Here is a 23,724-nt window from a genome sequence, read left to right as displayed (position 1 = left end):
AAAGTCCGTCAGCGCCGCGACGACACCACAATCCCGCCGACAATCAGCACAAAGGCAATGCCGTGATAAAGCTGCGGCAGCTCGCCCAGAAAGGCGGCTGACATCAGCGCTGCAAACAGAGGCGTGAGATTGGAGAAAAAGCCGGCAATGTTGGGGCCGACGCGTTGCACGCCCACGCCCCAGCAGCGGTAGGCCAGGATGGCCGGGCCGATGGCCACGAAGAGCAGGGCGGCGGCCAGCGGCCAGCCCCAGACGATGCGGGCGTCGGTCAGCGCCCACTCACCGGCCGCAAACAGGCCCGACCACCCCAGCCCGAACACCATTTGCGCCATCAGGAAAGCGGCCCAGTCCTTGCGAATCTCGGGCGGGTCTTTCGGCTGCGAGAGCATCCAGCTGTAGAAGGCCCAGGCCAGCGTGGCCAACAGCACATAAACATCGCCGGGCACCAGCCGGATCTGCGCCAGCAGCGCCCACTGGCCGCGCGACAGCACCAGCAGCACACCGGCAAGCGACAACACCGCGCCGAGCATCTGCCGGCGTGAGACACGTTGGCCGAACCACAAGGCACCGATCGCCAGCATCCACACCGGCGTACTGGAGGCGACCAGGGTGACGTTCAGCGGGGTCGAGGTCTGCAGTGCCAGATACTGCAGCGCGTTGTAGCAACCCACGCCCAGCAGCCCGAGCACTGCGAAACGCTTCCAGCTTGACCAAAGGCTGCTGCCGGGCCGCAGCAGCCAGCCGGCCAAGGGCAACAAAATCACAAAGGCCAACGCCCAGCGCAGGAAGTTCAGCGTGATGGGCGGCACCAGGTCGTGGACCAGTCGGCCCACCACAGCGTTGCCGGCCCAGAGTAGGGGCGGCACCAGTAGCAAGAGGGCGGTGCGAAAATTCAGTCCGGATGTCATGCGGGGACTGTAACCATCTGCCTTCGACTGCGCTTTCCGATGCATGGACGTCCGGCGCTGCGACGGGATGACACGGCGTGCACCCTGCAAGCCCGGTGGATTCATGGCAGGATGCAGGCCGCACCCCCCTTCAACTGCATTTTCAAGGAATCATCATGGCCATGACCCGCTCCAGAGCCGTCCGTATCGACCAGCACGGAGGGCCTGAAGAGCTCAAGCTGGTGAACGTGGAAGTCGGTGAACCCGGGCCGGGCGAGATCCGCATCCGCCACAAGGCGATTGGCCTGAACTACATCGATATTTACCAGCGTGCCGGCGTGTACAAGCTGCCCATGCCGCTGCAGCTCGGCATGGAAGCTGCCGGTATCGTGGAGGCCGTCGGCGAGGGCGTGACCCACCTCAAGGCCGGCGACCGCGCTGCCTACGCCAGCCAGCCACCTGGCAGTTATTGCGAGGTGCGGGTGATGCCGGCCAAGTGCGTCTGCAAACTGCCCGATGACATTTCCTTCGACACCGGCGCGGCCATGATGCTCAAGGGCCTGACGGTGCAGTATTTGCTGCGCCGCACCCAGCCCCAGGGTGGCTTGCAGGCAGGTGACCATGTGCTCTTCCATGCCGCTGCCGGCGGCGTTGGCCTGATCGCTTGCCAGTGGGCCAGAGCCATGGGCCTGCAACTGATAGGCACGGCCGGTTCGGACGAAAAATGCGCGCTTGCCAAAGAACACGGCGCCGCCTTCACCATCAACTACGCAAAGGAAGATTTTGTCGCTCGCGTCAGGGAGATCACAGGCGGCCAAGGTGTGAAGGTGGTTTACGACTCGGTCGGCAAGGACACCTTCCTGAAGTCGCTGGATTGCCTGCGGCCCTTCGGCCTGCTCGCCAACTTCGGCAATGCGTCTGGCAAGGTGGAGCCGCTGGATATCGGCTTGCTGGCGGCCAAGGGTTCGCTGTATGTGTCGCGTCCCACGCTGTTCACCCACATCGCCGACCGTGAAACCACCCAGGCCATGGCCGATGATCTGTTTGAACTGGTCAGCAGCGGCAAGGTGAGCATCCCCATCGCCCAGCGTTTTGCGCTGGCTGATGTGGCGGAAGCCCACCGCTCACTGGAAGCGCGCAAGACCACGGGTTGCACCCTACTGACCTTGTAGTTTGTGACGCTCATGGACCCACAATGGCTGGCAGCCCTGCGCGCCAGCATCACGCAGGCCCCGGCGCGGCCACGCGTGCCGCTGCTGGCTGGTGATGTCGTGGTAGGTTCGGTGGAACCCAGTTTCTTGAGTCAAATCAGGCTTCAGTCCTTGTCAGACGGGCGCGAGCAGCTATCAAAAACAGAGCATCTAGGTGGCCCGGCCTGGTGTCTTCGGGGGGAGCCGACCGCTGCGCTGGGTGCGCTGGCGCTGGCCTTGCGCGAGGCCGGTCTGGCCCACGCATGGCGCGACGAGCAGCTCGCGGTGACGGACGGGCAGGGCCGGCGCATAGGCAGCGTAGAGCGCGCCGTGGTCCGTGTGCTGGGCATTGCCACCGCGGCGGTGCACCTGATAGCGCGGGCCGAAGACGGCCGCTTCTGGGTGCAGCAAAGGGCCTGGAGCAAATCCAACGATCCCGGTATGTGGGACACCTTGATGGGCGGCATGATCAGCGGCGCGGACACCCCGGACAGCGCACTCGAACGCGAAACCTGGGAAGAGGCCGGCTTGCGTCTTGAGGATTTGCGCAACATCGTTCGCGGCGGCCGCCTCGATATCCGCCGCCCCTGCGACGACGGCCGCGGCGCAGGTTATGTGATCGAGCGCATTGACTGGTACCACTGCACCGTGCCGGATGGCTTGGTGCCGGTAAACCAGGACGGCGAGGTCGAACAGTTTGTGCTGATGGATGTTGGCGAAATGATAGCCAGGATGCACGCCGGCGAATTCACCAGCGAAGCCGCGCTGATCCAGGCGGCACTGCTGGCCTGAACGCCAACGCCTCGGTGCGGTAGCATCCCCTTCGAGCAGGGCCGCGGATCTGGCTTTGCCAGTCCGCAGGCGCAGCGCCCCCTCGGGGGGGGGGCAGCGACCCGCGCAGCGGCGGAGCGTGGGGGCTTTAAGCTACTGCGCGGCCGATTTCGGGCCAGCGATGGTGCAGATACAGCCAGGCCAGCAACCCGATCCCTAGCATCAGCAATGACACCGCTGCCAGCGCCACCGTCGAATGCATGATCAGTGGCGCGATCACGCCGGCCACAATGCCATTGGCGGTGGAGCCGATGAAGGCTTGCAGCGACGAGGCCATGCCGCGCCGCTCGGGGTAGAGGTCCAGCACCAGCAGCGTGACCACCGGGACCATCAGGGCCCAGCCAAAGGCGAAGATCGCAATCGGGAACAGTGCCCAGGACACATGCGCCTTGAACAGCAGGTTGGCCAGCAGGTTGAGCACCGCCACCACCAGCATGATCACAAAGCCGTGGCGGATTTGCTGCTTGGGCGCGATCTTGCCGGCCAGGCGCCCGCTGAGCCAGGAGCCGGCCATGATGCCGGCGATCGTCAACACGAAAAACCAGAAAAATTCGGTAGGAGCCAGCCCGAGATGCTTCTCAAGGAATTCGGGTGCCGACAGCACATACAAGAACATGCCATTGAAGGGCACACCACTGGCCAGTGCCAGCAGCAGAAAACGCGGGCTGGAGCCGAGCTGCCAGTAACCGCGCATCAGATGCCGCACTTCGAAGGGCTGACGCTGCGTGATATGCAGCGTCTCCGGCAGCAGCTTGAAGTTGGCCGCCCAGAGCAACACGCCGACACCCGTCAGGAACCAGAAAATCGCGTGCCAGTCCAGGTGCATAAACAGCCAGCCACCAATGATGGGCGCAATCGCAGGTGCCACACCGAAATAAATCGTCACCTGGCTCATCACCTTCTGCGCCTGCGCCGGCGGGAACATGTCGCGGATCACTGCGCGGGAGACCACGATGCCGGCGCCGGTAGACAGGCCCTGCAGCGCCCGGAAAAACACCAGCTGCTCGATACTTTGGGACAAGGCGCAGCCAGCCGAGGCCACAGTGAACATCGCGATGCCCCACAGCACCACCGGGCGTCGGCCGAAGCTGTCGGCCAGCGCGCCGTGGAATAAATTCATGAACGCAAAGCCGAACAGGTAGGCCGACAGGGTCTGCTGCATCTCGACCGGTGTGGCGCCCAGCGAGCGCGCAATGCCCGAGAACGCCGGGAGGTAGGTGTCGATGGAAAACGGGCCCAGCATGCCCAGCAGGGCCAGCAGCACGGCCAGGGCCCAGCGCGGCCCCTTCCAGAGGTGGTCGGCGTTTGGGTTCATGAAGGCTTAGCGGGACACGTCGTCCATCAGCACGCTCTGGCGCAGCCGGTTCGGTGCCAGCGCGCCGGCCGAGTCGAGAATGGGGTAGGCAATCGAGCAGATGTGCGAGTTAATGCGCTTCAAGTCACTGATCAGGTCGATGTGCAGCGAGCTGGTCTCCATGCTCTGCGTGGTGCCGTCGGACAGCCGGCCCAGGTGTGTGGCGGCGTAGGCGCGCTCCAGGTCGCGAAAGCGTGCTTTTTCTTCCAGCAACTTTTGTGCATCGCGCACGCTGCCGTTGAGGAACACACTCATGCTCAGGCGCAGATTGTCGATCAGACGCTGATGCAGCTCGCAGATTTCGGCCATGCCGGCTTCCGAGAAATTGCGGCCGGGCTTGATTTTCTTGTCCTCGATGTCGATCAGCACCCGCTCGATGATGTCGCCGATCTGCTCCATGTTGATGGTGAAGCTGATGATGTCGGTCCAGCGCCGGCTTTCTTCCTCGCCCAGCGCCTCGCGCGAGATCTTGGTCAGGTAGTACTTGATGGCCGAATACAGCGCATCGACCGTGTCGTCCAGCTTGCGAAGGTCCTCGGCCAGGCGCAGGTCGTTGTTGCGGATGACATTGAGCACGCCGTTGAGCATGCTTTCGACCACATCGGCCTGGTGCAGCGCTTCACGCGCCGCGCATGAAATTGCCAGCGAAGGCGTGGCCAGCGCGGAAGGGTCCAAATGGTGCGGCCTGCCACCAGCCGTGGGGCCCTTGACCGGGCGCGGCAGAAATTTCTCGACCCAGCGCGCCACCACTTGGGTCCAGCCGATAAACACCACGCCCACCGCCGTGTTGAACATCAGGTGGAACATCACCACCATGGTTGCCGTTGCGCCCAGGTGCGGAGCCACATGACGCAGCCACAGGCCGACGAAGGGTGCTGCCACCGCGACGCCCAGCAGCTTGAACACCAGGTTGCCCAGCGGCACTTGGCGCACCTCGATGGCCGAGCGGGCTGTCGTGAGCACCGCGAGCAGGCCGCTGCCGAGGTTGGCGCCCAATACCAGGCCCAGCGCGACGTCCGGCGGGATCACGCCGGTGGTCGCCAGCGTAGCCGTCAACAGCACGATGGCCAGGCTGGAGTAGGAGACCACCGCCAGCACCGCGCCCACGGTAATCTCCAGCAGCAGATCGCTGCTCAGGGTGCCGAGCAGGGCCTTGACCGCAGAATTTGAGGTCAGTACCGACGTGGAGTCGGTCACCAGCCGCAACGCCAGCAGCATCAGCCCGAGACCGATCAATATGCGGCCGACACGCCCGACGTTGGTTGACTGCCGCGATATGAACAGCACGACACCGGAAAAGATGAACAGAGGCGACAGCCAGGACAGGTCGAATGAGAACACCACGGCCATCAGGCTGGTGCCAATGTCGGCGCCCAGCATCACCGCCAGAGCGAGCGGCAGCGAGATCAGCCCCTGACCGACAAAGGAGGACACGATCAGCGCCGTGGCCGTGCTGGATTGCACCAGCGCGGTCACGCCTATACCCGACAGCGCGGCATTGAAGCGGTTGCTGATGCTGCGCGACAGCACGTGGCGCAGGTTGGCGCCGAACACGCGCAGTATGCCTGTGCGAACAAGATGGGTGCCCCAGACCAGCAGCGCGATGGCGGCCAAGAGATTCAACAGATGCTTCATAACTTCAGATTTAGACGACTATACGCCAGCGCATACGCTAGACAGGTGGGCCTCTTTACCAGCCGGGGCCGCGGAACCGGCTCCGCCGGGCCGCAGGCGCAGCGCCCCCCTCGGGGGCAGAGCGCTACGCGAAGCGAGCAAACGTGGGGGCTAACTCCTTTTCACGCGCAATAACTCGTCCAGGATCAGGCAGACTGCGCCGATGCTGATGGCAGCATCGGCGATGTTGAAGGCAGGGAAGTGCCAGCCTGCATAGTGAAAATCGAGAAAGTCCACGACGTAACCATACAGAAGGCGGTCGATCACATTGCCCACGGCACCGCCCAGGATGCAGGCCAACGCGAACGAAAACAGCTTTTGCCCGGAGTGCGATTTGAGCATCCAGACGATGAAGATGGCAGCTGCGATGCCGATGGCGGTGAAAAACCAGCGCTGCCAGCCCGATGCCGAAGCCAGGAAGGAAAACGCAGCGCCACTGTTGTGCACCCGCACGATGTTGAAGAAGCTGGTCACGTAGGTCGCGTCGCCGAGCTGGTAATAGCCCAGGATCAGCACCTTGGTGAACTGGTCCGCGATCAGCAGGATCAGCGCCAGGCCCAGCCAGGGGAGCAGGCTCGCAGTGGTGGTTCTGAAGGTGCTCTTGGGCATTACGCGAACCTCCTGTCTTCGCCGGCGCCAAACAGATTGCTGGTGCAGCGGCCGCAAATCGTGGGATGCGCCGGATCCCGCCCGACGTCGGCGCGGTAGTGCCAGCAGCGCTCGCACTTGGTGTCAAAACTGGTCTTGACCCTTATCGACAGGGCATCACCAGCTATCAATTCAATAGCAGATGTAATGAAGACAAACTTCAAATCCTCCTCCAGGCTGGCCAGCAGGGCGTGGTCGTCCAGGCCAACTTGTAAAGCCACGTTGGCCTGCAGCGACGAGCCGACCTTTCCGTCGGCACGCAGCGCTTCGATGTCCTTGTTGACTACATCACGCAGCTCGCGCATGCGGGTCCATTTGGCCAGCAGGGCTTCGTCAGGCGCGCCCAGATCTGAATAGGTTTCCATAAAGATGGACTCTGAGCTGCCGAAGACCTTCCAGGCTTCCTCAGCGGTGAAGCTCAGGAAAGGCGCCATCCAGCGCAACATGGCGTGCGTGATCTGGTGCAGCGCGGTCTGTGCGCTGCGCCGGGCCAGCGATTTTGGTGCCGTGGTGTAGAGCCGGTCCTTGAGAATGTCGAGATAGAAGGAGCCCAGGTCTTCGCTGCAGTAGATCTGCAGTTTGGAGACCACCGGGTGGAACTCATAGACCTCGTAATGCGCCAGGATGTCGGCTTGCAACTGGGCCGCGCGGCTGAGCGCGTAACGGTCGATCTCCAGCATCTGCGCCAGCGGCACCGCGTCGCTGAGCGGGTCGAAGTCGCTGATGTTGGCCAGCAGAAAGCGCAGTGTGTTGCGGATGCGGCGGTAGGCGTCCACCACCCGCGCGAGGATCTTGTCGTCGATGGCCAGGTCGCCGGAGTAGTCGGTCGATGCGCACCACAGGCGGATGATCTCGGCGCCCAGCTTGCCCGAAACCTCTTGCGGTGCCACCACATTGCCTTCACTTTTGCTCATCTTGCGGCCCTTGCCGTCCACCGTGAAGCCGTGCGTCAGCAGGCCCTTGTAAGGCGCGTGGTCGTACATCGCGCATGAGGTGAGCAGCGACGAGTGGAACCAGCCGCGGTGCTGGTCATGGCCTTCAAGATATAGATCGGCTGGCCAGGTGGATTGCGCCGCGTGGCTGTGGCGAAGCACGTGGTCGTGCGTGGTGCCGGAGTCAAACCAGACGTCAAGGATGTCGGTGCTCTTGATGTAGTTGGGCGCCCCATGCTCGCCATCCGCGCCGATGATGGATTCGGCCGTGGCCTTGCTCCAGGCCTCAACGCCGCCGGCTTGCACCATGCTGGCTGCCTGGTCCATGATTTCCATGGTGCGCGGGTGCAGCTCACCGGTGGCGGTGTGGATGAAAAACGGCAGGGGCACGCCCCAGTTGCGCTGGCGGCTGATGCACCAGTCGGGCCGGCCGGCGATCATGTCGCGCAAGCGGGCTTTGCCGTTTTCCGGATAGAAACTGGTTTCCTCGATGGCGTCCAGCGCCAGCTGGCGCAGGGTTTGTGGCGCCTTGTCTTTGGTGAAAACGCCAACGCCCTCGTCCATGCGCACAAACCACTGGGCGGCCGCGCGGTAGATCACCGGCGTCTTGTGGCGCCAGCAATGCGGGTAGCTGTGCGTGATGTTTTCGGTGGCAAACAGGCGGCCGGCATCGCGTAGCGCGTCGATCACCAGCGGTGCGGCTTTCCAGATGTTCAGCCCGCCGAACAGTGCGAGTTCGTCCACATAGCGGCCGTTGCCCTGCACCGGGTTCAGGATGTCGTCGTAGGCAATGCCGTTCGCCACGCAAGAGTTAAAGTCTTCCACGCCGTAAGCCGGCGAGGAGTGCACGATACCGGTGCCGTCTTCGGCGGTGGCGTAGTCGGCCAGAAACACCGGGCTCAGGCGCCGGTAGCCCGCATCGACGTCGTGCAGCGGATGCATGAAATTGAGCAGCGCCAGATTTTTGCCCGGGGTAGTGGCCAGCACGGTGCCGGTCAACTCATAACGCGCCATGCACTTTTCCACCAGCACCGAAGCCAGCAGGAGGATACCGCGCTCGGTGTCGACCAGTGCGTACTCCAGTTCGGGGTTCAGATTCAGCGCCTGGTTGGCCGGGATGGTCCAGGCGGTGGTGGTCCAGATCACGGCGAAGGCGTCTTTGTCCAGACTTTTCAGGCCAAAGGCCGCAGTGAGCTTTTCCGGCTCGGCACTTTTGAAACCGACATCCAGGGTTTGCGACTTCTTGTCGGCGTATTCGATCTCAAATTCGGCCAGCGAGGAGCCGCAGTCGAAACACCAGTAGACGGGCTTCAGGCCGCGATAGACAAAGCCGCGCTCCATGATGCGTTTGAGCGCGCGGATCTCGTCGGCTTCGTTGCCGGGGTTCATGGTCAGGTAGGGGTTGGCCCATTCACCGAGTACGCCCAAGCGTTTGAAGTCTTCTTTCTGCGCAGCGATCTGTTCCGTGGCAAAAGTGCGGCTCTTGGCCTGCACGTCGTCTCTGGAAAGATTGCGGCCATGCAGCTTTTCGATGGCGTTTTCGATCGGCAGGCCGTGGCAGTCCCAGCCCGGCACATACACAGCGTCCAGGCCTTTGAGCTGGCGCGCCTTGACGATCATGTCTTTGAGAATCTTGTTGGCGGCGTGGCCGATGTGGATCTGGCCGTTGGCATAGGGCGGCCCGTCATGCAACACAAACTTTGGCTTGCCGGCGCGCACATCACGCAGCTTTTTATAAATGCCCTTGTCGTCCCACTCCTTGACCCAGCCCGCTTCGCGTTTGGGCAGGTCGCCGCGCATCGGAAACGGCGTGTCGGGCAGGTTGAGGGTGCTGCGGTAATCGGTCTTGTTGTCGGACATGGAAAACTCTTGTTGAGGCGGCCTGGTGAGGCAAGGCTGCCGGAAATGCTGTTCGGGTTGACAAGCCTTGCGCCGGAGAGTGGCGGGGCCAGGGGCGACGAGATCGTCTAAATTCGGTCGCGCGTCGTCTGGCGGCTGGTTTCCGTGTGCATGGACGCAAAAAATGCCCGAGCGTCATCGCAGTCCCTGGCAATGCCCGCCTTGAGGCTGTCCAGACCGTCGTACTTCAGTTCGTCGTGCAGTTTGTGTAGCAGTTCCACGCGGATGATTTTACCGTATGCCTCCTCGGCGCCCAGGCTGGCGGGCCAGTCCAGGCAATGGGTTTCCAGCAGCACCCGCCCGCCGTTGACATCGTCCGGGTCAAGCGTGGGGCGTATACCCAGGTTGGCAACGCCGGGCAGGGGGTCCGGGCCCAGGCCGAAGACCTGCACTGCGAAAATCCCGCTGGCGGCAGGCTTCCAGTGCGAAAAGCGCAGGTTCAGGGTGCGAAAACCGAGCTCGCGTCCCAGCTTGCGGCCGTGCACCACGTGGCCGGAGATGCTGTAGGGCCGGCCCAGCAGACTGGCCACGCGACTCATCTGGCCTTGCCCTAGCGCATCGCGCACCGCCGAGCTCGACACCCGTGTGTTGCTCACTTCATAACTGTTCATGCGTGCCACGTCAAAACCCAGGCGCTCACCCGCCGCATCCAGCATGGTGTAGTCACCCGTGCGTTTGGCGCCGAAGCGGAAGTCGTCGCCGACCAGTACGTAACGCACGCCCAGGCCCTTGATCAGCACATCGTCAATAAAGTCTTCTGCCGGCTGAGCCGCCAGCCGCGCATTGAAAGGCAGCACCACACACTGGTCGATGCCGCAACGCGCCAGCTCGGTCAGCTTGTCGCGCAGTGTGGCAATACGCGCCGGTGCCAGTTCGGGCTTGCGGGTGACCGCCGCGAAGTAGTCGCGCGGATGCGGCTCAAAAGTCATCACGCAACTCGGCACGCCCCGGTGCTGTGCCTCGTTCTTCAGCAGCGCCAGCATGGCCTGGTGGCCCCGGTGCACGCCATCGAAGTTGCCTATGGTCAGCGCGCATTGAGCTGCGAGTCGGGGATGGTGGTAACCGCGAAAGATCTGCATGCTGCCAATTATCGTTTTAATAGCGCCACAGGTCGGCTGGGTGCGGGTTGAAGCGGCCAAAGCCCCTGCACGGTGAGCTTTGTCATGAATTCGCTGTATATTGAGGCGTCAGGTATTTTTAAGTCCGGTTCCATGCGTTTTTAAACCAGTGGAGGTTCGTTTGAAGGTCTTGAAGCTCTCAGCCCAGGGGTTGCCACAGTCGTGGATCAGCCTCGAACAAGCCGTGTTGCACTATGCCTCGGAGGAAGTGCGCTGGGAGATGGGTGCGCGGGTGGCGACCTTTCACGGTGGCCACAATGCGGTGACCGGCAACCAGTCCATCATCAACGTCAACAGCATCATCGGCACCAAGGGCGTGCCCAACATCAACCCCTTCAACCTGAAGCCGGGGCTGACCAACGGCAAGCTGTTTATCCGCGACCGCAACATCTGCGCCTACTGCGGCGACCACTTCCATGAGGAAGACCTGACCCGCGAACACATCATCCCGTTTGCGCAAAACGGCATCGACACCTGGATGAACGTGGTCACCGCCTGCCGGGCCTGCAACCACCGCAAGAGCAGCCGCACGCCCGAGCAGGCCCACATGCCGCTGCTTTACACGCCTTACGTGCCCAGCCTGTGGGAAGACTTCATCCTGCGCAACCGCCGCATTCTGGCGGACCAGATGGAGTTTCTGATGGCGCATGTGCCTAGGACCTCGCGGCTGCTGGTTTGAGTTCGCGGGCTAACTCGGACCACCGCGAAGCCCTGCGCCTTTACTTGTATCGCCCGGCGCGATGAGATTTCTGCGTATCCTCTTGCAGCTCGTCATCCTTGTGATGGGCGGAATTGGGCTGGCGGTTCTGATTTTCCAGCCGGTTCCTCACCTGACAAGGATCTTCGGATTTTTCGTTTTTGTTGCTTTTCTTCTGGCGTTAACGCTGGCTCTCAAAGAGCAGACCGAAGAACGGTTATTGACGAGCCAACAACCCACCTTCAGTTCGCTAGGGAAGGTCTGAACAAGCCTGCTTCACGAGCAAGTTGAGGGCATCAAGTTGGCGCGTGAGCGCCAAGTGCCGCTTGCAATACGTGTTGTCAGGGAGTTTTGGCCTCATTCCCCGCCTCATGCCGCTTTCGGACGGACCACTCCCGTCATCGCCATCAACTGTTTGCGCGCCATCCACAAGTTCGACAGCGCAAACAGCGTGACGACGTGCGCGGTGTTCTTTGCAAGCCCGCGAAAGCGGGCCTTCACCAATCCGAATTGCCGCTTGATCACGCGGAATGGATGCTCCACCTTCGCGCACACGCTGGCCTTGCGGTGTTCTTCCTTCTGCACCTTCGTCTTGGCCCTGCCTTGAGGCAGCTTGGCAATATCGCTCGGCCTGGCAGCGATATGCCACTGCACATTGCGCTTCACTCGGCTCGACGCGCCGCGATAGCCGGAGTCAGCCCAGACCTGTTCTTCCTTGCCATGCAGCAGATCGCCGACCTGCTCGACATCCGCCTCGTTCGCTGCAGTCGTGGTGACGGTGTGCACCAGGCCGCTATCCGCGTCTACTGCGATGTGGGCCTTCATGCCGAAGAACCACTGGTTGCCCTTCTTGGTCTGATGCATCTCAGGATCACGCTCGCCGTCAGCGTTCTTCGTGGAACTGGGCGCGGCAATGATGGTGGCGTCAACGATGGAACCGCGCTTGAGCAGCAGGCCCTTGCGCGCCAGTAGCGCGTTGACCACCTTGAGCATGTCGTCGGCCAAATCGTTGGCCTCCAGCAGGTGGCGGAAGTTCAGGATGGTCGTCTCGTCCGGAATCGGTTCGTTCAAGCTCAGGCGCGCAAAGCTGCGAAGCGAGGCGATCTCGTACAGTGCCTCTTCCATCGCCGGGTCGGAGAGTGCAAACCAGTTCTGCATCAGGTGCACCCGCAGCATCGACTCCAGCGCGTACGGCCTGCGGCCGCGGCCGGCCACCGGGTAGTGCGGCTCAATGATCTTGAGCAGCACCTTCCACGGCACTACCAGCTCCATCTCTTCGAGGAACACCTCGCGCCGGGTCTTCTTGCGCTTACCGGCATACTCCGCATCCGCAAAACTGATTTGGCTCATCGCCCAGTCTCCCTTGCATCAATCAACGCGCGACGGCATGATTGGTGGACTTGTTCAGACCTTCCCTAGGCATCGCCTTGGGTCTTGTAGGCATATTTTGCGCATTCTACGGATTGGGTTTCATCATCGGTAATCAACCCATGCCTGATGGCAGCGGTACATGTCGCGCCTTGTGCGGACTCACACTGTTGGCCGCCCAATTGTTCGGCGAAACAGCGGCAAAATTTTTTGCGTTCTGCCTGTGGTCGGGGGTTGGGCTGTTTCTCTGCCTTGTGGGCTACAAACTGAGTACGCGGCGTGGCGCCTGACTGGTGCGCCAAATCGCCGTTGAGTCCAGAAACTCAGTAAGTCAACTCCAGCACCACCACATGGTTGCCGCTCACCGGCCAGGTCTGCCCGGTGATCTTTTCTCCATTGAAGTCTGCTGAAATCGGGCGCATGCCTTCTTGCAGGAGATTGATTTTCGAGCTTGAAACGCCGGCGCCTGCAGGGGGCACACCCGGCAGTGCGGCTTGGCTGTCAAACATCATCCTGTCACGCTGCGCGTCGAAGTAGCCGCGCGGGCGGGTCATCGTGATCGTGGATTTGGCGGCCTTGTCGGCCTCGGGGATGCGCTCTGCGCGCAGGTTGATGATCTTGCTGGAGCGCGGGAAGGGGCTGCGGTAAATGTGGGTGGTGGCATAACCGGTGGCCTGTATCGCGAACTCGTATGGAACACCTGGCTGCGCGGTGAAGGGCCCCCACATGCCGTCGGTGCCGACGGTTTTGCTGTGGACGGCGTTGCCTACACGTGCTCCGGTGGCGGGGTCGGTGGCGTAGACCATCAGTTGCGCGCCGGGCAGTGGCAGGTTGTTGGTGTAGTTGCCGGAGGCCGGGTCGGTCGGGCTCAGGCCCAGGCCGGCGAGCTTGCCGTTGAGCATGATGGGTGTTTCAGGCTGGATGGCCAGGGTCTGTGGGGCCTTGCCGGTGATGAAGCGGTAGGTCGCCTCAAAGGCGGCGGGCGAAAACGAGGTCTCGCGGTGATCGACGCGCGGCAGCACGATATTAGTCGCGCCCTTGAGCGCAGGCCCGTCAAAAGTCACATTGGTCGGTGTGCCTTTTGCGCCTATCCAGAGGCCGTCAGGCTGGGCAAACTTGTCGTTGTTGTCCGAGCGCAGGGTCAGCCACTTGACTGGGCCGCTGACTTCGTCGCCGGCGGCGTTTTTCGGTGCGTTGAGCCCGGTCAGGAAGGGGCCGGTGCCGGCAAATTCATTGAACTCGCGAAAACCCTTGATGGCCTGCACGCCGTGATTCGGTGTACCGCCCAGGACGGCATGGCTCACGCGTGAAGCGCCGCCGCCGTTGTAGATGTAGTTGCGGATGGCGTTGCCGCCGCGGGAGTTGCCGACCAGCACAACCTGGCGCGCGCCCGTGGCTTGCAGCACCTTGTCGACCTCGGACTTCAGGAAGGCCATGTGCTCGGCGGTCGATGTGCGGCCAGGCTGGGCCTTGCCGTCGTCGTCGCGTGCCACAGGGTAGGGCACATCGATCGCGTGCAGGCGCTCGCGCGGCCAGCCGTTCGACTCAAAACGCCAGATCGTGGTCTGCCACAGTGCTGCGGTGTCGCCGTTGCCATGCACAAACACAATCGGCGGGTGTTGTTCGGGTGTGGGTGATGTGGCGCAGGCGGCCAGCAACAAGGTGCTGGCGACCAGGGTGAAGAGCGTGCGGCGAGTTGTCATGGTTGTCTCCTGATTGTTGTTGTTGTGATCGTGATCAGGCGAAAACGCCTGCTGTGTCTTGCATGCGGGCCGAGACCTCACCCAAGTGATGCAGCGTATCGCCGAATGTCATTTCCAGCTGCGTCAGCTTCTTGAAGTAGTGGCTGACGATGTACTCGTCGGTCACGCCGATGCCGCCGTGTAGCTGTACCGCCTGCTGGCCGACAAAACGCATGGAAATGCCGAGCTGGTACTTGGCGCGGGCCATCGCGGCGCGGCGTTCTGCGGCCGGTGCATTGAGCTTGAGCGATGCGTAGTAACTCATGGAGCGGGCCAGCTCCAAGTACATCTTCATGTCCGCCACGCGGTGGCGCAGTGCCTGGAAGCTGCTGATGAAGACGCCGAACTGCTTGCGGGTGTTCATGTACTCGACGGTGATGGCCAGGGTTTTGTCCATCACGCCGACGGCTTCGGCGCAGCTGGCGGCGATGCCGATGTCTGTCCCATGCTCAAGAGCAGTCAGCCCGTCCAGCGTGATCAGTGTCGCGGGCGCATCCTTGATCATCACGTCGGCGGCGCGGCCACCATCCTGCGTGACGTAGCCACGGGTGGTGACGCCAGGGGCCGTGCGTTCCACCAAGAACAAGGCGATCTTGCCGTCGGCCTGTGCCGGAACGATGAATGCGTCGGCCTGGTCGCCGGCGGGTACTATGCTTTTAGTAGCAGACAAAGTCCAGCCGGCGGGGGCTGAGGTCGCTTTTGCCTCACAAACATCGAGTTGGTAGCGGGCCTTGCGCTCCTGCGAGGCCAGCACCACGAGGGCTTCGCCGCTGGCAATCTTTGGTAGCCACGTGGCCTTGACGTCTTCGGGCGCGTAACCCGAGAGCACAGCGCCGGCAATCAGCGACTGGGCCAGCGGTTCGGCCACGATGCCGCGTCCCAGCTCTTCCATCACCACCATGCCCTCGACCGGGCCCATGCCCATGCCGTCGTTGGCTTCCGGGATGTAGAGGCCGCACAGGCCGAGTTCGGCGAGCTGGCCGTAAGCCTCGCGCGAGAAACCGCCGGCCTTGGCGATGCCGCGGCGGCGCTCGAAGTCGTAGCCCTTGTCCACCCATTTGCGGACGGCGTCGCGCAGTTGCTCCTGGTCGTCAGTGAAATCGAAATCCATGTTGTTGTTCCTTCTGGTCAGCCGAGCACGAACTGCGAAACGATATTGCGCTGAACTTCATTCGAACCGCCGTAGATCGTGGTCTTGCGCAGGTTGAAATAGGTCGAGGCCAGCGGCGCATTGGCGACGACGCCGCCGGGAAATCCACCGAGCGCCCCTGCAGTAGCGTCGCCCTGCCAGCCGGCTTCCATGGCTTCCTCGATGAAGGGCAGGCTGAAGGGGCCGGCGGCCAGCATCATCAGTTCACTGTAGCGCTGCTGGATTTCGCTGCCGCGAATCTTGAGCAAGCCGGCGATGTCCAGTGAGTTCTTGCCGGACTTCTCGGCCGACAACACGCGCAGCACCAGCATCTCCAGCGCGACCACATCCACTTCGAGTTTGGCGATTTCGTCCCGGAAACGCATGTCGTCCCACACACCTTCGGCCTTGGCAATACGCTTGAGGCGCTCCAGCTCGCGTTTGGCGCGGTTCACGTCGGCGATGTTGGTGCGTTCGTGGCTGAGCAGGTGTTTGGCGTAGGTCCAGCCCTTGTTTTCTTCGCCGACCAGGTTGTTGGCCGGCACCTCGACGTTGTCGAACCAGACCTCGTTGACCTCGGCCTCGCCGTCGAGCAGCACGATGGGCCGCACAGTAACGCCGGGCGACTTCATGTCGATCAGCAAAAAGCTGATGCCGGTCTGGGGTTTGCCTTCGGTGCTGGTGCGCACCAGACAGAAAATCCACTCGCCGTACTGACCCAGCGTGGTCCAGGTCTTCTGGCCGTTGACGATGTATTTGTCGCCGACGCGTTCAGCGCGGCATTTGACTGACGCCAGGTCGGAGCCAGAACCCGGCTCGCTGTAACCCTGGCTCCACCAAACGTCACCGCTGCCGATGCCGGGCAAGAAGCGCTGCTGCTGCTCGGGCGTGCCGAAGGCCATGATCACCGGCGCAACCATCACCGGGCCGAAGGGCACGACGCGTGGCGCACCGGCCAGCGCGCACTCTTCCTCGAACAGGTGTTTTTGCACTGCGTTCCAGCCCGGACCGCCGAACTCTGTGGGCCAGCCGTGGCCCAGCCAGCCTTTTTTGCCGAGAATTTTTGCCCAGCGCTGCATGTCGTCGCGGCTAAGGCGCAGGGCGTTGTGCACCTTGTGCGAGATATCAGCCGGCAGGTTGGCACCCACCCAGGCGCGTATGTCTTCGCGAAATTTTTGTTCTTCAGGGGTGAAAGCTAGATCCATAAACGGCATGTCTCCAATTGGTTCGGTAACTTCACATTTTTAGCACGGTCGTTCGGAATTTTATGTCCCAGTTGGGACAAATAGCGAGCGATTCCGCCTTGCAGAACCCGCAGGCGCTGCAAGCCCGGGCCTGCCCGGATAATCGACGCATCTTGCCGTCTTACCGCACCATCATCAGCGCCCTCAGTGTCGGCCAGATTCTTGTCTGGGCGATTTTGTATTACGGCTTTGCCTCCTTTGTGCTGCCCATGCAGCGCGACATGGGCTGGAGCCAGCCCGACATCATGGGTGCCTTCACGCTGGGCCTGATGGTCTGGGGGCTGGCGACTTATGCGGTGGGCGCGGCGATTGATCGCGGGCGCGGTCGTGCGGTGCTGACGGGTGGCGCACTGCTGGGCGCGGTCGGTTGCGCGCTCTGGTCGCAGGCGCACAGCCTGCCGCTGCTGTACGCGGCCTGGGCGGTGCTGGGGCTGGCCATGGCGATGACGCTGTACGAGCCCGCCTTCATGGAGATCACCAAACGCTTCCCCGAGCGTTATCGGCAGGGCATCACGACCCTCACGCTGGTCGGCGGTTTTGCCAGCACCCTGTCGTTTCCGGCGGTGGCCTGGCTGCAGGCCCGCCTGGGCTGGCGGCCCGCGCTGCTGGTGATGGCGCTGACCCTGTTGCTGGTGGCCCCGCTGCATGCGTGGGTGCTGCGCGGGGCGTGGAAGCGCCCCCGGGCAGCCGGCGCCGCGCCGGCGGAAGTGACGCAAGACCAGGCGACATTGCGCGAGGCCATGCAGGGCTCTACCTTCTGGCTGCTGACGGCTGCCTTCACCTTTTATATCTTTGCGATCTCGACCATCTGGTCCCATCTAATGCCGGCCTTCGAATCACGCGGGTTGACGCAGACCGAGGCGGTGGCCGTGATGGTCTGGTTCGGCCCGGCGCAGGTAGCGGGGCGCTTCGCCTTTTTATGGCTGGGGCGTGCGCTGAACCAACGCACGCTGGGGCTCGCCGTATTTGCGCTGTTTCCTGTGTCGCTGGCGCTGTTCGCGCTGGGCCGCGAGCCTGCGGTGCTGCTCGCCTTTGCGGTGCTCTTCGGCGTGGCCAACGGGCTGATCACCATCGTGCGCAGCAACATCGTGCCGGATTTTTACGGCCGCGAACATGTGGGTCGTATCGGCGGCGCCATGTCGGGCATCGCGCTGTGCACGCGCGCCGCTGCGCCCTTTCTGGCGGCCTGGGTGCTGGTGGGGTTGGGCGGCTACACCGGCCTGCTCTGGGGGCTGGTGGGCATGGGGGTGGTGTCTTTCGGCTTGTTTGCGCTGGCGCGTCGGCCGGCGTCCCGCGCATCACCGCGATAATTGAGCACAGGTTTTTCTCTTTATGCCTCTCCCCAAAAACATCGTCATCCTGATTTCCGGCAGCGGCTCCAATATGGCCGCCATTGTTCAGACCGCGCAGCAGCAAGGATGGCAGGAGCAGTTTGGCGCGACGGTCGCGGCCGTGATCAGCAACCGGCCCGACGCGGCCGGCCTGCAGCTTGCGCAGTCGCTGGGCGTGGCGGCGCAGGCGCTGGACCACCGGGCCTTCGAGTCGCGTGAGGCCTTTGACGCCGCCCTGATGCAACTGATTGACGGTCACCAGCCGGCGCTCGTGGTGCTGGCCGGGTTCATGCGCATCCTCACGCCGGGTTTTGTCGGCCACTATGCGGGACGATTGATCAATATCCACCCCTCGCTGTTGCCGGCATTCCCCGGCCTGAACACGCACCAGCGCGCCATTGACGCGGGCTGCGCGCAAGCCGGTTGCACCGTGCACCAGGTCACGGCCGAGCTCGATCACGGCCCCATCCTCGCGCAGGCAGTGGTGCCGGTGCTGCCGGGCGACACTGCCGACACACTCGCCGCACGGGTGCTGATCGAAGAGCACAGGCTCTACCCGCTGGCGGTGCGCCGCTGGCTGCAGGACGAGCCCTGAGCGCCACCGACACAAAAAGATACCGAGCCAATACCTGAGTTGTTGAAACTGTTGAATCCAGGCGGCGGATGAGCCCGTATTCAACTCAGCCGTTGATCTCCCTTCCGGATGTCGGCTGATTGTTCAACTTCCTCAAAGGTATTCACATGCAAACGAAACACAAACTGGCTTCCATCGGCCTTGCTATTGCCATGTCCATGGCAGCTGCCCCCTCATTCGCGAAAGTCATGGTGGGCGGCGCGCCCATGCTGCCTTCCAAAGACATCATTGATAACGCCGTCAACTCGAAAGACCACACCACACTGGTGGCCGCCGTCAAGGCTGCTGGCCTGGTGGACACACTCAAAGGTGCGGGTCCCTTCACGGTTTTTGCACCTGTCAACAAAGCCTTCGCCGCGCTGCCAGCTGGCACGGTGGACACACTGCTCAAGCCTGAGAACAAGGAGATGTTGACCGGCATCCTGACCTACCACGTGGTGGCAGGCAAGATGGACGCAGCCGCGCTTAAAAAAGCGATTGCAGATGGCAAAGGCTCTGCTTCACTCAAGACCGTTGCAGGCGGATCGCTGACTGCCAAAATGAAGGGTGGCAAAGTGATGGTGACTGACGAAAAAGGTGGCACCGCGACCGTGACCATCGCCAACGTGTACCAATCCAATGGCGTGATCCATGTGATCAACAAGGTTCTGATGCCCAAATAATTCCGCCCCGCCCCCCCCGGCGGCGGGTCTGAAATGAAAAACCCCCGCACGGCTTGCGCCGAGCGGGGATTTTTTTGTCTGGCAAATTACTGCGCTTGTGAAAGCTGATGCAGCGCCGCCCTCACGATGCTGGCCGCATCCACGCCGAAGAACCCGCGCAGCGCAGCGCGTGTGTCGCTTCGGCCGAAACCGTCGGTGCCCAGCGTCAGATAGCTGCGGCCCGGCGGCAGGAAAGCGCGAATGCTCTCGGGTACGGCGCGCACGTAGTCGGTGGCGGCGATGATGGGGCCCTTACTGGCTGCCAGTTGCTGCGCGATGAAGGCCTGAGTCGCTGCTTCACCGGCCAGCGCGCGCTGCTGGCGGGCGGCGCCGTCGCGCGCGAGTTCGCTCCAGCTGGTCACGCTGTAGACCGCGGCATCCACACCTTGGGCGGCCAGTTGCTGCGCTGCTTTGATGACCTCGGTCAAAATGGCCCCGGAACCCATCAAGGTCACTTTTTGAAGCGTTTTCGGGGCTTGGCCCTCGTCTGGCGGGCGTGAATAGCTATCAAAATAATAGCAACCCCTGAGAATGTCAGCTTCCGCGCCGGGCCGCAGATCGGGCTGGGCGTAGTTTTCATTCATCAGGGTGACGTAATAAAACACGTCCTGTTGTTCCACCATCATCTCGCGTATGCCCTGGTCGATGATCACCGCCAGCTCGCAGGCAAAGGCCGGGTCCCAGGCCTTGCAATTGGGAATGGTCGCAGCCACCAGATGGCTGGAGCCGTCCTGGTGCTGCAGCCCTTCGCCGCCCAGCGTGGTGCGGCCCGAGGTCGCGCCCAGCAAAAAACCACGTGCGCGCTGGTCGGCGGCGGCCCAGATCTGGTCGCCGACGCGCTGAAAGCCGAACATCGAGTAGTAGATGTAGAAGGGGAGCATCGCCAGCCCGTGCACGCTGTAGCTGGTGGCTGCCGCCGTCCAACTGGCCAGCGCGCCGGCTTCGCTGATGCCTTCTTCGAGGATCTGGCCATCGAGTGCCTCGCGGTAGCTGAGCACCGAGCCGATGTCTTCCGGCGCGTACTTCTGGCCCACACTCGAATAAATACCCACCTGCTTGAACAGGTTGGCCATGCCGAAGGTGCGTGCTTCGTCCGCAACGATGGGAACGATCCTGGGGCCGAGTGACGCGTCCTTGAGCAGGCCGCCCAGCATGCGCACAAAAGCCATGGTGGTGCTCATTTCCTTGCCGCCAGCTGTCAGCGCGAATTGGGCGTATGCCGGCAGGGCGGGTAGAACCACGGTATCGGCAGTGGTTTCGCGTTTGGGCAGGTAGCCGCCAAGTGCCTGGCGCCTCGCATGCAGGTAGGTCATCTCCGGGCTGTCGGCGGCGGGTTTATAGAAGCTGAGGCTGGTCGCCTGTTCGTCGGACAGCGGCAGGTTGAAGCGATTGCGAAACTCGATGAGGTCCGCGCCGTCGAGCTTTTTCTGCGAATGCGTGGTCATTTTTCCCTGGCCGGCGCTGCCCATGCCGTAGCCTTTTTTGGTGTGCGCCAGGATGACCGTGGGCTGGCCGCTATGGTTGGCTGCCGCCGCATAAGCCGCATGGATTTTCACCAGGTCATGGCCCCCGCGCTTGAGTCGGTCGATCTGCTCGTCTGTCATGCCTTGCGCCAGTCGGGCGAGTTCTTCGTTCTGGCCGAAGAAGTTGTCGCGGTTAAAGCGTCCGTCTTTCGCGGCAAAGGTCTGCATCTGGCCGTCCACCGTGTGGGCAAAAGCCTGGGTCAGCGCACCCGTCAGATCGCGCGCGAACAGGCCGTCCCAGTCGCTGCCCCAGACCAGCTTGATGACCTTCCAGCCGGACCCCAAAAACAGTTTTTCCAGCTCGTCGATGATGCGGCCGTTGCCGCGCACCGGGCCGTCGAGCCGCTGCAGGTTGCAGTTGACGACCCAGACCAGGTTGTCGAGGCCTTCGCGTGCAGCCAGGGTCAGGGCGCTCATCGATTCGGGTTCGTCCATCTCGCCGTCGCCAAACACGCCCCAGACCTTGCGCCCGCCGCAGTCGAGCAGGCGGCGGTGCGTCAGGTAGTGCATGAAACGCGCGTGGTAAATCGAGCTGATCGGCCCTATGCCCATGGAGCCAGTGGGGAACTGCCAGAAGTCCGGCATCAGGTAAGGGTGCGGGTAGCTCGACAGGCCTCTGGCCGAACCGTCGCCGTGCGCCGGCGCCGACAGCTCCTGCCGGTAAAAACCGAGATCCTTCTGGTCGAGCCGGCCTTCGAGGTAGGCGCGCGCATACACGCCGGGTGCGCTGTGCGGCTGAAAAAACACCAGGTCGCCACGATGCTGACCCTCATTCAGCCCTTCACGCGCGTGGAAGAAGTGGTTGAAACCGGTTTCAAACAGGTCGGCCGCACTCGCATAACTGGCGATGTGGCCGCCCAGTTCGGCCGAGCCACCGGATTCGGCCTGATTGGCGCGCACCACCATGGCCAACGCGTTCCAGCGCATCAGCGAGGCCAGCCGCTCCTCGATCGCCAGGTCGCCGGGGAACACTGGCTGCTCATCAACGCTGATGCTGTTGACGTAGGGCGTGGACAGCTCCGGCGTCCAGCCGACGCGCTGCTCGCGCGCCAGCCGCGCCAGTTGGTCGAGCACAAAGCGGGCGCGCGCCTGGCCCTGCGTTGCGGCCAGCGCGGTGAAGGCCTCACGCCACTCGGCGGTTTCCTGGGGGTCGGTGTCGGGCGGCGGGGGGGAGGGCGTGTCGTGCAGAAGGGTGTGCAGTGGCAGGGGTGCATTCATGGACCCAATATACGCAGAAGTGCGCGGCATGAGTGACCGTGACGCGTCGCGCACGCGGATTGTGAAGCATAAAATGCCGCCAACAATGAGATTTTTGGAATATGAAGCTGGATGCCATTGACTTACGTATTCTGGACGAGCTGCAGCGCGACGGAGCGCTGTCCAATGTCGAGTTGGCCAGGCGCGTTCACCTGAGCCCGTCGCCCTGCCTGGCCCGCGTCAAGGCGCTGGAAGCGGCTCGGGTGATTGACCGGTATGTGGCCATCGTCAATGCGGTCGCGCTGGGGCTGGGCCTGATGGTGTTCATCTCCATCAGCCTGCGTTCACAGAGCAAGGAATCACTGGCCGAGTTTGAGCGGCGCATTGCCGAACACGACGAGGTGATGGAGTGCTACCTGATGACGGGCGACAGCGATTACTTGATCCGCGTGGCGGTGGCCGACATGGGCGCGCTGGAAAAATTCATTCTGGAACAACTCACCCCGATTCCGGGCATCGACAAGATACGTTCGAGCTTCGCGCTCAAGCAGGTCAGGTACAAGACCGCCTTGCCGCTGCCGGCCGCCTGACCCGGCTCAGGCTACCGGGGTGCGCTGCGGCTCGGTCTCGCTGTCATTCAGCGCTGGATGCGAAACCTCGATGGCGTTGATTTTGGCTACCAGATCCACTGGTCGTATGCATTCTTCAGGCGGAAGGCTCGCCAGTTCGCCGGCGCTGTCGACAAACTGGACATACTTCTTCGGTCCCGGGCGCATGCGCCGCAGCCGGCTTTTCAGGCTGTCAATGATTTGCTGGCCGGTAGGGTGCTCGGGCGTGCCGTGCCATATGGCAATGTGCAGGTTGAAGGCGTTGGGCTCGTCGAGCTTGTCAGACAGTCGAATGCAGTCGGCCAGAATCTTGGTAGACACCTCGGATACGGCCTCGCGGTTGACCGGGCCTTCGATCAGCATCAGGAACAGGTTTTCTTCATATCGCACCACTGTGTCCATGTCGCGTGCCGCGCGACGCAGGATTTCCCCGACACGCGACAGCGCGACGCTGCGCTTGTTGTCGTTGAGTTCGTCGGGGCTGGACGCCTGGTCCAGCCAGCTCACCAGCATGATGCCGCATGCCGAACGCCGACGGCGTGCGCGCAGCAGCATTTGCGCCAGCCGGTTGTCGATCACCCGTGGCAGCATCAATCCGCTGGCCGGATCGTAGTTGGCAAGGGCAGCAATGCGATGGTTGGAAAACAGCGCCGCCCGGCTTCGCCAGGCCAGCACAAAAAAGATCCAGAGCAGGCCGACCATGGCCGACAGCACGCCGGCAGCCTGCGCGGCCTCGATGTTCATGAACCAGCGCGCGTTGTGGAAGATGCGCGCCAGCGCCGCCAGTGCGATGGGCGCGATGCCCATCAGCAGAAGCAGGTTCCAGGCCTGTCCGCGCACGGACATCCAGAGCAGACTGCCCAGAATCGACAAGGTGGCGAACGCCAGCCTCAGGTTGCGCAGGTCGCGCGGAATGAAGTTCCGGTCCATCGCCATCAGCCCCGCCATCAACAGGCTGCCGGCGGTGACGGCCAGCAGCAGCCTGTAGATAGGTGGGTGGCTACTGCGGGCATAGCT

20 protein-coding genes are annotated in these 23,724 nt (G+C 62.8%); 8 read left to right on the top strand and 12 right to left on the bottom strand.

Annotation, left to right across the window (positions count from 1 at the left end; translation table 11 throughout):
* Nucleotides 1-8: 8 nt before the first annotated feature.
* The gene (locus H0W47_RS04355) at nucleotides 9-908 is read right to left on the bottom strand and encodes a DMT family transporter (protein WP_296921217.1); all 900 of its coding nucleotides are present in this window, start codon (nucleotides 906-908) and stop codon (nucleotides 9-11) included.
* Nucleotides 909-1,063: 155 nt separating this feature from the next.
* On the opposite strand from H0W47_RS04355, the gene H0W47_RS04350 reads away from it, so the two are divergent.
* On the top strand, nucleotides 1,064-2,059 hold the full coding sequence (locus tag H0W47_RS04350) for a quinone oxidoreductase (protein ID WP_296921215.1): 996 nt from the start codon (nucleotides 1,064-1,066) through the stop codon (nucleotides 2,057-2,059).
* Nucleotides 2,060-2,071: 12 nt separating this feature from the next.
* Nucleotides 2,072-2,869 (top strand): NUDIX domain-containing protein, encoded by a 798-nt coding sequence (locus H0W47_RS04345; RefSeq protein ID WP_296921213.1) that lies wholly within the window; start codon nucleotides 2,072-2,074, stop codon nucleotides 2,867-2,869.
* Between the two features lie 127 nt (nucleotides 2,870-2,996).
* Here H0W47_RS04345 and H0W47_RS04340 read toward each other — a convergent pair whose 3' ends face one another.
* The 5 genes from H0W47_RS04340 to H0W47_RS04320 form a co-directional block, all read right to left on the bottom strand.
* A complete protein-coding gene (locus H0W47_RS04340) occupies nucleotides 2,997-4,223 on the bottom strand; it encodes a multidrug effflux MFS transporter (RefSeq protein WP_296921211.1) in 1,227 nt (408 codons plus the stop codon).
* 6 nt (nucleotides 4,224-4,229) lie between these two features.
* The gene (locus H0W47_RS04335; RefSeq protein ID WP_296921209.1) at nucleotides 4,230-5,897 is read right to left on the bottom strand and encodes a Na/Pi cotransporter family protein; all 1,668 of its coding nucleotides are present in this window, start codon (nucleotides 5,895-5,897) and stop codon (nucleotides 4,230-4,232) included.
* 150 nt (nucleotides 5,898-6,047) lie between these two features.
* Nucleotides 6,048-6,545 carry a signal peptidase II gene (gene lspA / locus H0W47_RS04330; protein WP_296921207.1) on the bottom strand — a complete coding sequence of 166 codons (498 nt, stop codon included), beginning with the start codon at nucleotides 6,543-6,545 and terminating at the stop codon, nucleotides 6,048-6,050.
* On the bottom strand, nucleotides 6,545-9,376 hold the full coding sequence (gene ileS / locus H0W47_RS04325; protein ID WP_296921205.1) for an isoleucine--tRNA ligase: 2,832 nt from the start codon (nucleotides 9,374-9,376) through the stop codon (nucleotides 6,545-6,547). The genes lspA and ileS overlap by 1 nt, the downstream gene beginning before the upstream one ends.
* Before the next feature lie 107 nt (nucleotides 9,377-9,483).
* Nucleotides 9,484-10,494 (bottom strand): bifunctional riboflavin kinase/FAD synthetase, encoded by a 1,011-nt coding sequence (locus H0W47_RS04320; RefSeq protein ID WP_296921203.1) that lies wholly within the window; start codon nucleotides 10,492-10,494, stop codon nucleotides 9,484-9,486.
* A gap of 160 nt (nucleotides 10,495-10,654) precedes the next feature.
* Here H0W47_RS04320 and H0W47_RS04315 point away from each other — a divergent pair, with 160 nt between their 5' ends.
* Nucleotides 10,655-11,212 carry an HNH endonuclease gene (locus H0W47_RS04315; protein ID WP_296921201.1) on the top strand — a complete coding sequence of 186 codons (558 nt, stop codon included), beginning with the start codon at nucleotides 10,655-10,657 and terminating at the stop codon, nucleotides 11,210-11,212.
* 82 nt (nucleotides 11,213-11,294) lie between these two features.
* On the top strand, nucleotides 11,295-11,495 hold the full coding sequence (locus H0W47_RS04310; RefSeq protein ID WP_296921199.1) for a hypothetical protein: 201 nt from the start codon (nucleotides 11,295-11,297) through the stop codon (nucleotides 11,493-11,495).
* 104 nt (nucleotides 11,496-11,599) lie between these two features.
* On the opposite strand, the gene H0W47_RS04305 is transcribed toward H0W47_RS04310, so the two are convergent.
* From H0W47_RS04305 to H0W47_RS04290, 4 genes are all read right to left on the bottom strand, one after another.
* Nucleotides 11,600-12,580 carry an IS5 family transposase gene (locus H0W47_RS04305; RefSeq protein ID WP_296921197.1) on the bottom strand — a complete coding sequence of 327 codons (981 nt, stop codon included), beginning with the start codon at nucleotides 12,578-12,580 and terminating at the stop codon, nucleotides 11,600-11,602.
* A gap of 341 nt (nucleotides 12,581-12,921) precedes the next feature.
* A complete protein-coding gene (locus H0W47_RS04300; protein WP_296921195.1) occupies nucleotides 12,922-14,301 on the bottom strand; it encodes an alpha/beta fold hydrolase in 1,380 nt (459 codons plus the stop codon).
* Nucleotides 14,302-14,335: 34 nt separating this feature from the next.
* Entirely contained in the window at nucleotides 14,336-15,451 is a 1,116-nt protein-coding gene (locus tag H0W47_RS04295) for an acyl-CoA dehydrogenase family protein (RefSeq protein ID WP_296921193.1), read from the bottom strand.
* Nucleotides 15,452-15,468: 17 nt separating this feature from the next.
* Complete coding sequence (locus H0W47_RS04290; RefSeq protein WP_296921191.1) at nucleotides 15,469-16,674, bottom strand: acyl-CoA dehydrogenase family protein; 1,206 nt, start codon at nucleotides 16,672-16,674, stop codon at nucleotides 15,469-15,471.
* A gap of 62 nt (nucleotides 16,675-16,736) precedes the next feature.
* Between H0W47_RS04290 and H0W47_RS04285 the strand changes: the two genes are divergently transcribed.
* The 3 genes from H0W47_RS04285 to H0W47_RS04275 all read left to right on the top strand — a co-directional run bounded on the left by H0W47_RS04285 (nucleotide 16,737) and on the right by H0W47_RS04275 (nucleotide 19,340).
* On the top strand, nucleotides 16,737-18,023 hold the full coding sequence (locus H0W47_RS04285; RefSeq protein ID WP_296921189.1) for an MFS transporter: 1,287 nt from the start codon (nucleotides 16,737-16,739) through the stop codon (nucleotides 18,021-18,023).
* Nucleotides 18,024-18,045: 22 nt separating this feature from the next.
* Nucleotides 18,046-18,639, top strand: coding sequence for a phosphoribosylglycinamide formyltransferase (gene purN, locus H0W47_RS04280; protein WP_296921187.1), 594 nt, complete (start codon nucleotides 18,046-18,048; stop codon nucleotides 18,637-18,639).
* 146 nt (nucleotides 18,640-18,785) lie between these two features.
* Nucleotides 18,786-19,340: a fasciclin domain-containing protein gene (locus tag H0W47_RS04275; protein WP_296921185.1), complete on the top strand. Its 555-nt coding sequence runs from the start codon at nucleotides 18,786-18,788 to the stop codon at nucleotides 19,338-19,340.
* 86 nt (nucleotides 19,341-19,426) lie between these two features.
* On the opposite strand, the gene mdeB is transcribed toward H0W47_RS04275, so the two are convergent.
* A complete protein-coding gene (gene mdeB, locus H0W47_RS04270; protein ID WP_296921183.1) occupies nucleotides 19,427-22,120 on the bottom strand; it encodes an alpha-ketoglutarate dehydrogenase in 2,694 nt (897 codons plus the stop codon).
* 101 nt (nucleotides 22,121-22,221) lie between these two features.
* On the opposite strand from mdeB, the gene H0W47_RS04265 reads away from it, so the two are divergent.
* Nucleotides 22,222-22,689: an Lrp/AsnC family transcriptional regulator gene (locus tag H0W47_RS04265; RefSeq protein WP_296921181.1), complete on the top strand. Its 468-nt coding sequence runs from the start codon at nucleotides 22,222-22,224 to the stop codon at nucleotides 22,687-22,689.
* A 6-nt stretch (nucleotides 22,690-22,695) separates the two neighbouring features.
* Here H0W47_RS04265 and H0W47_RS04260 read toward each other — a convergent pair.
* A partial coding sequence (locus tag H0W47_RS04260; RefSeq protein ID WP_296921179.1) for a diguanylate cyclase occupies nucleotides 22,696-23,724 on the bottom strand: 1,029 nt, incomplete at its 5' end.

It is taken from the genome of Polaromonas sp. (assembly GCF_013817205.1).
GTDB lineage: Bacteria > Pseudomonadota > Gammaproteobacteria > Burkholderiales > Burkholderiaceae_C > Polaromonas.
The sequence above is the reverse complement of the archived record's forward strand: the minus strand, read 5'-3'. Positions and strand labels throughout refer to the sequence as shown.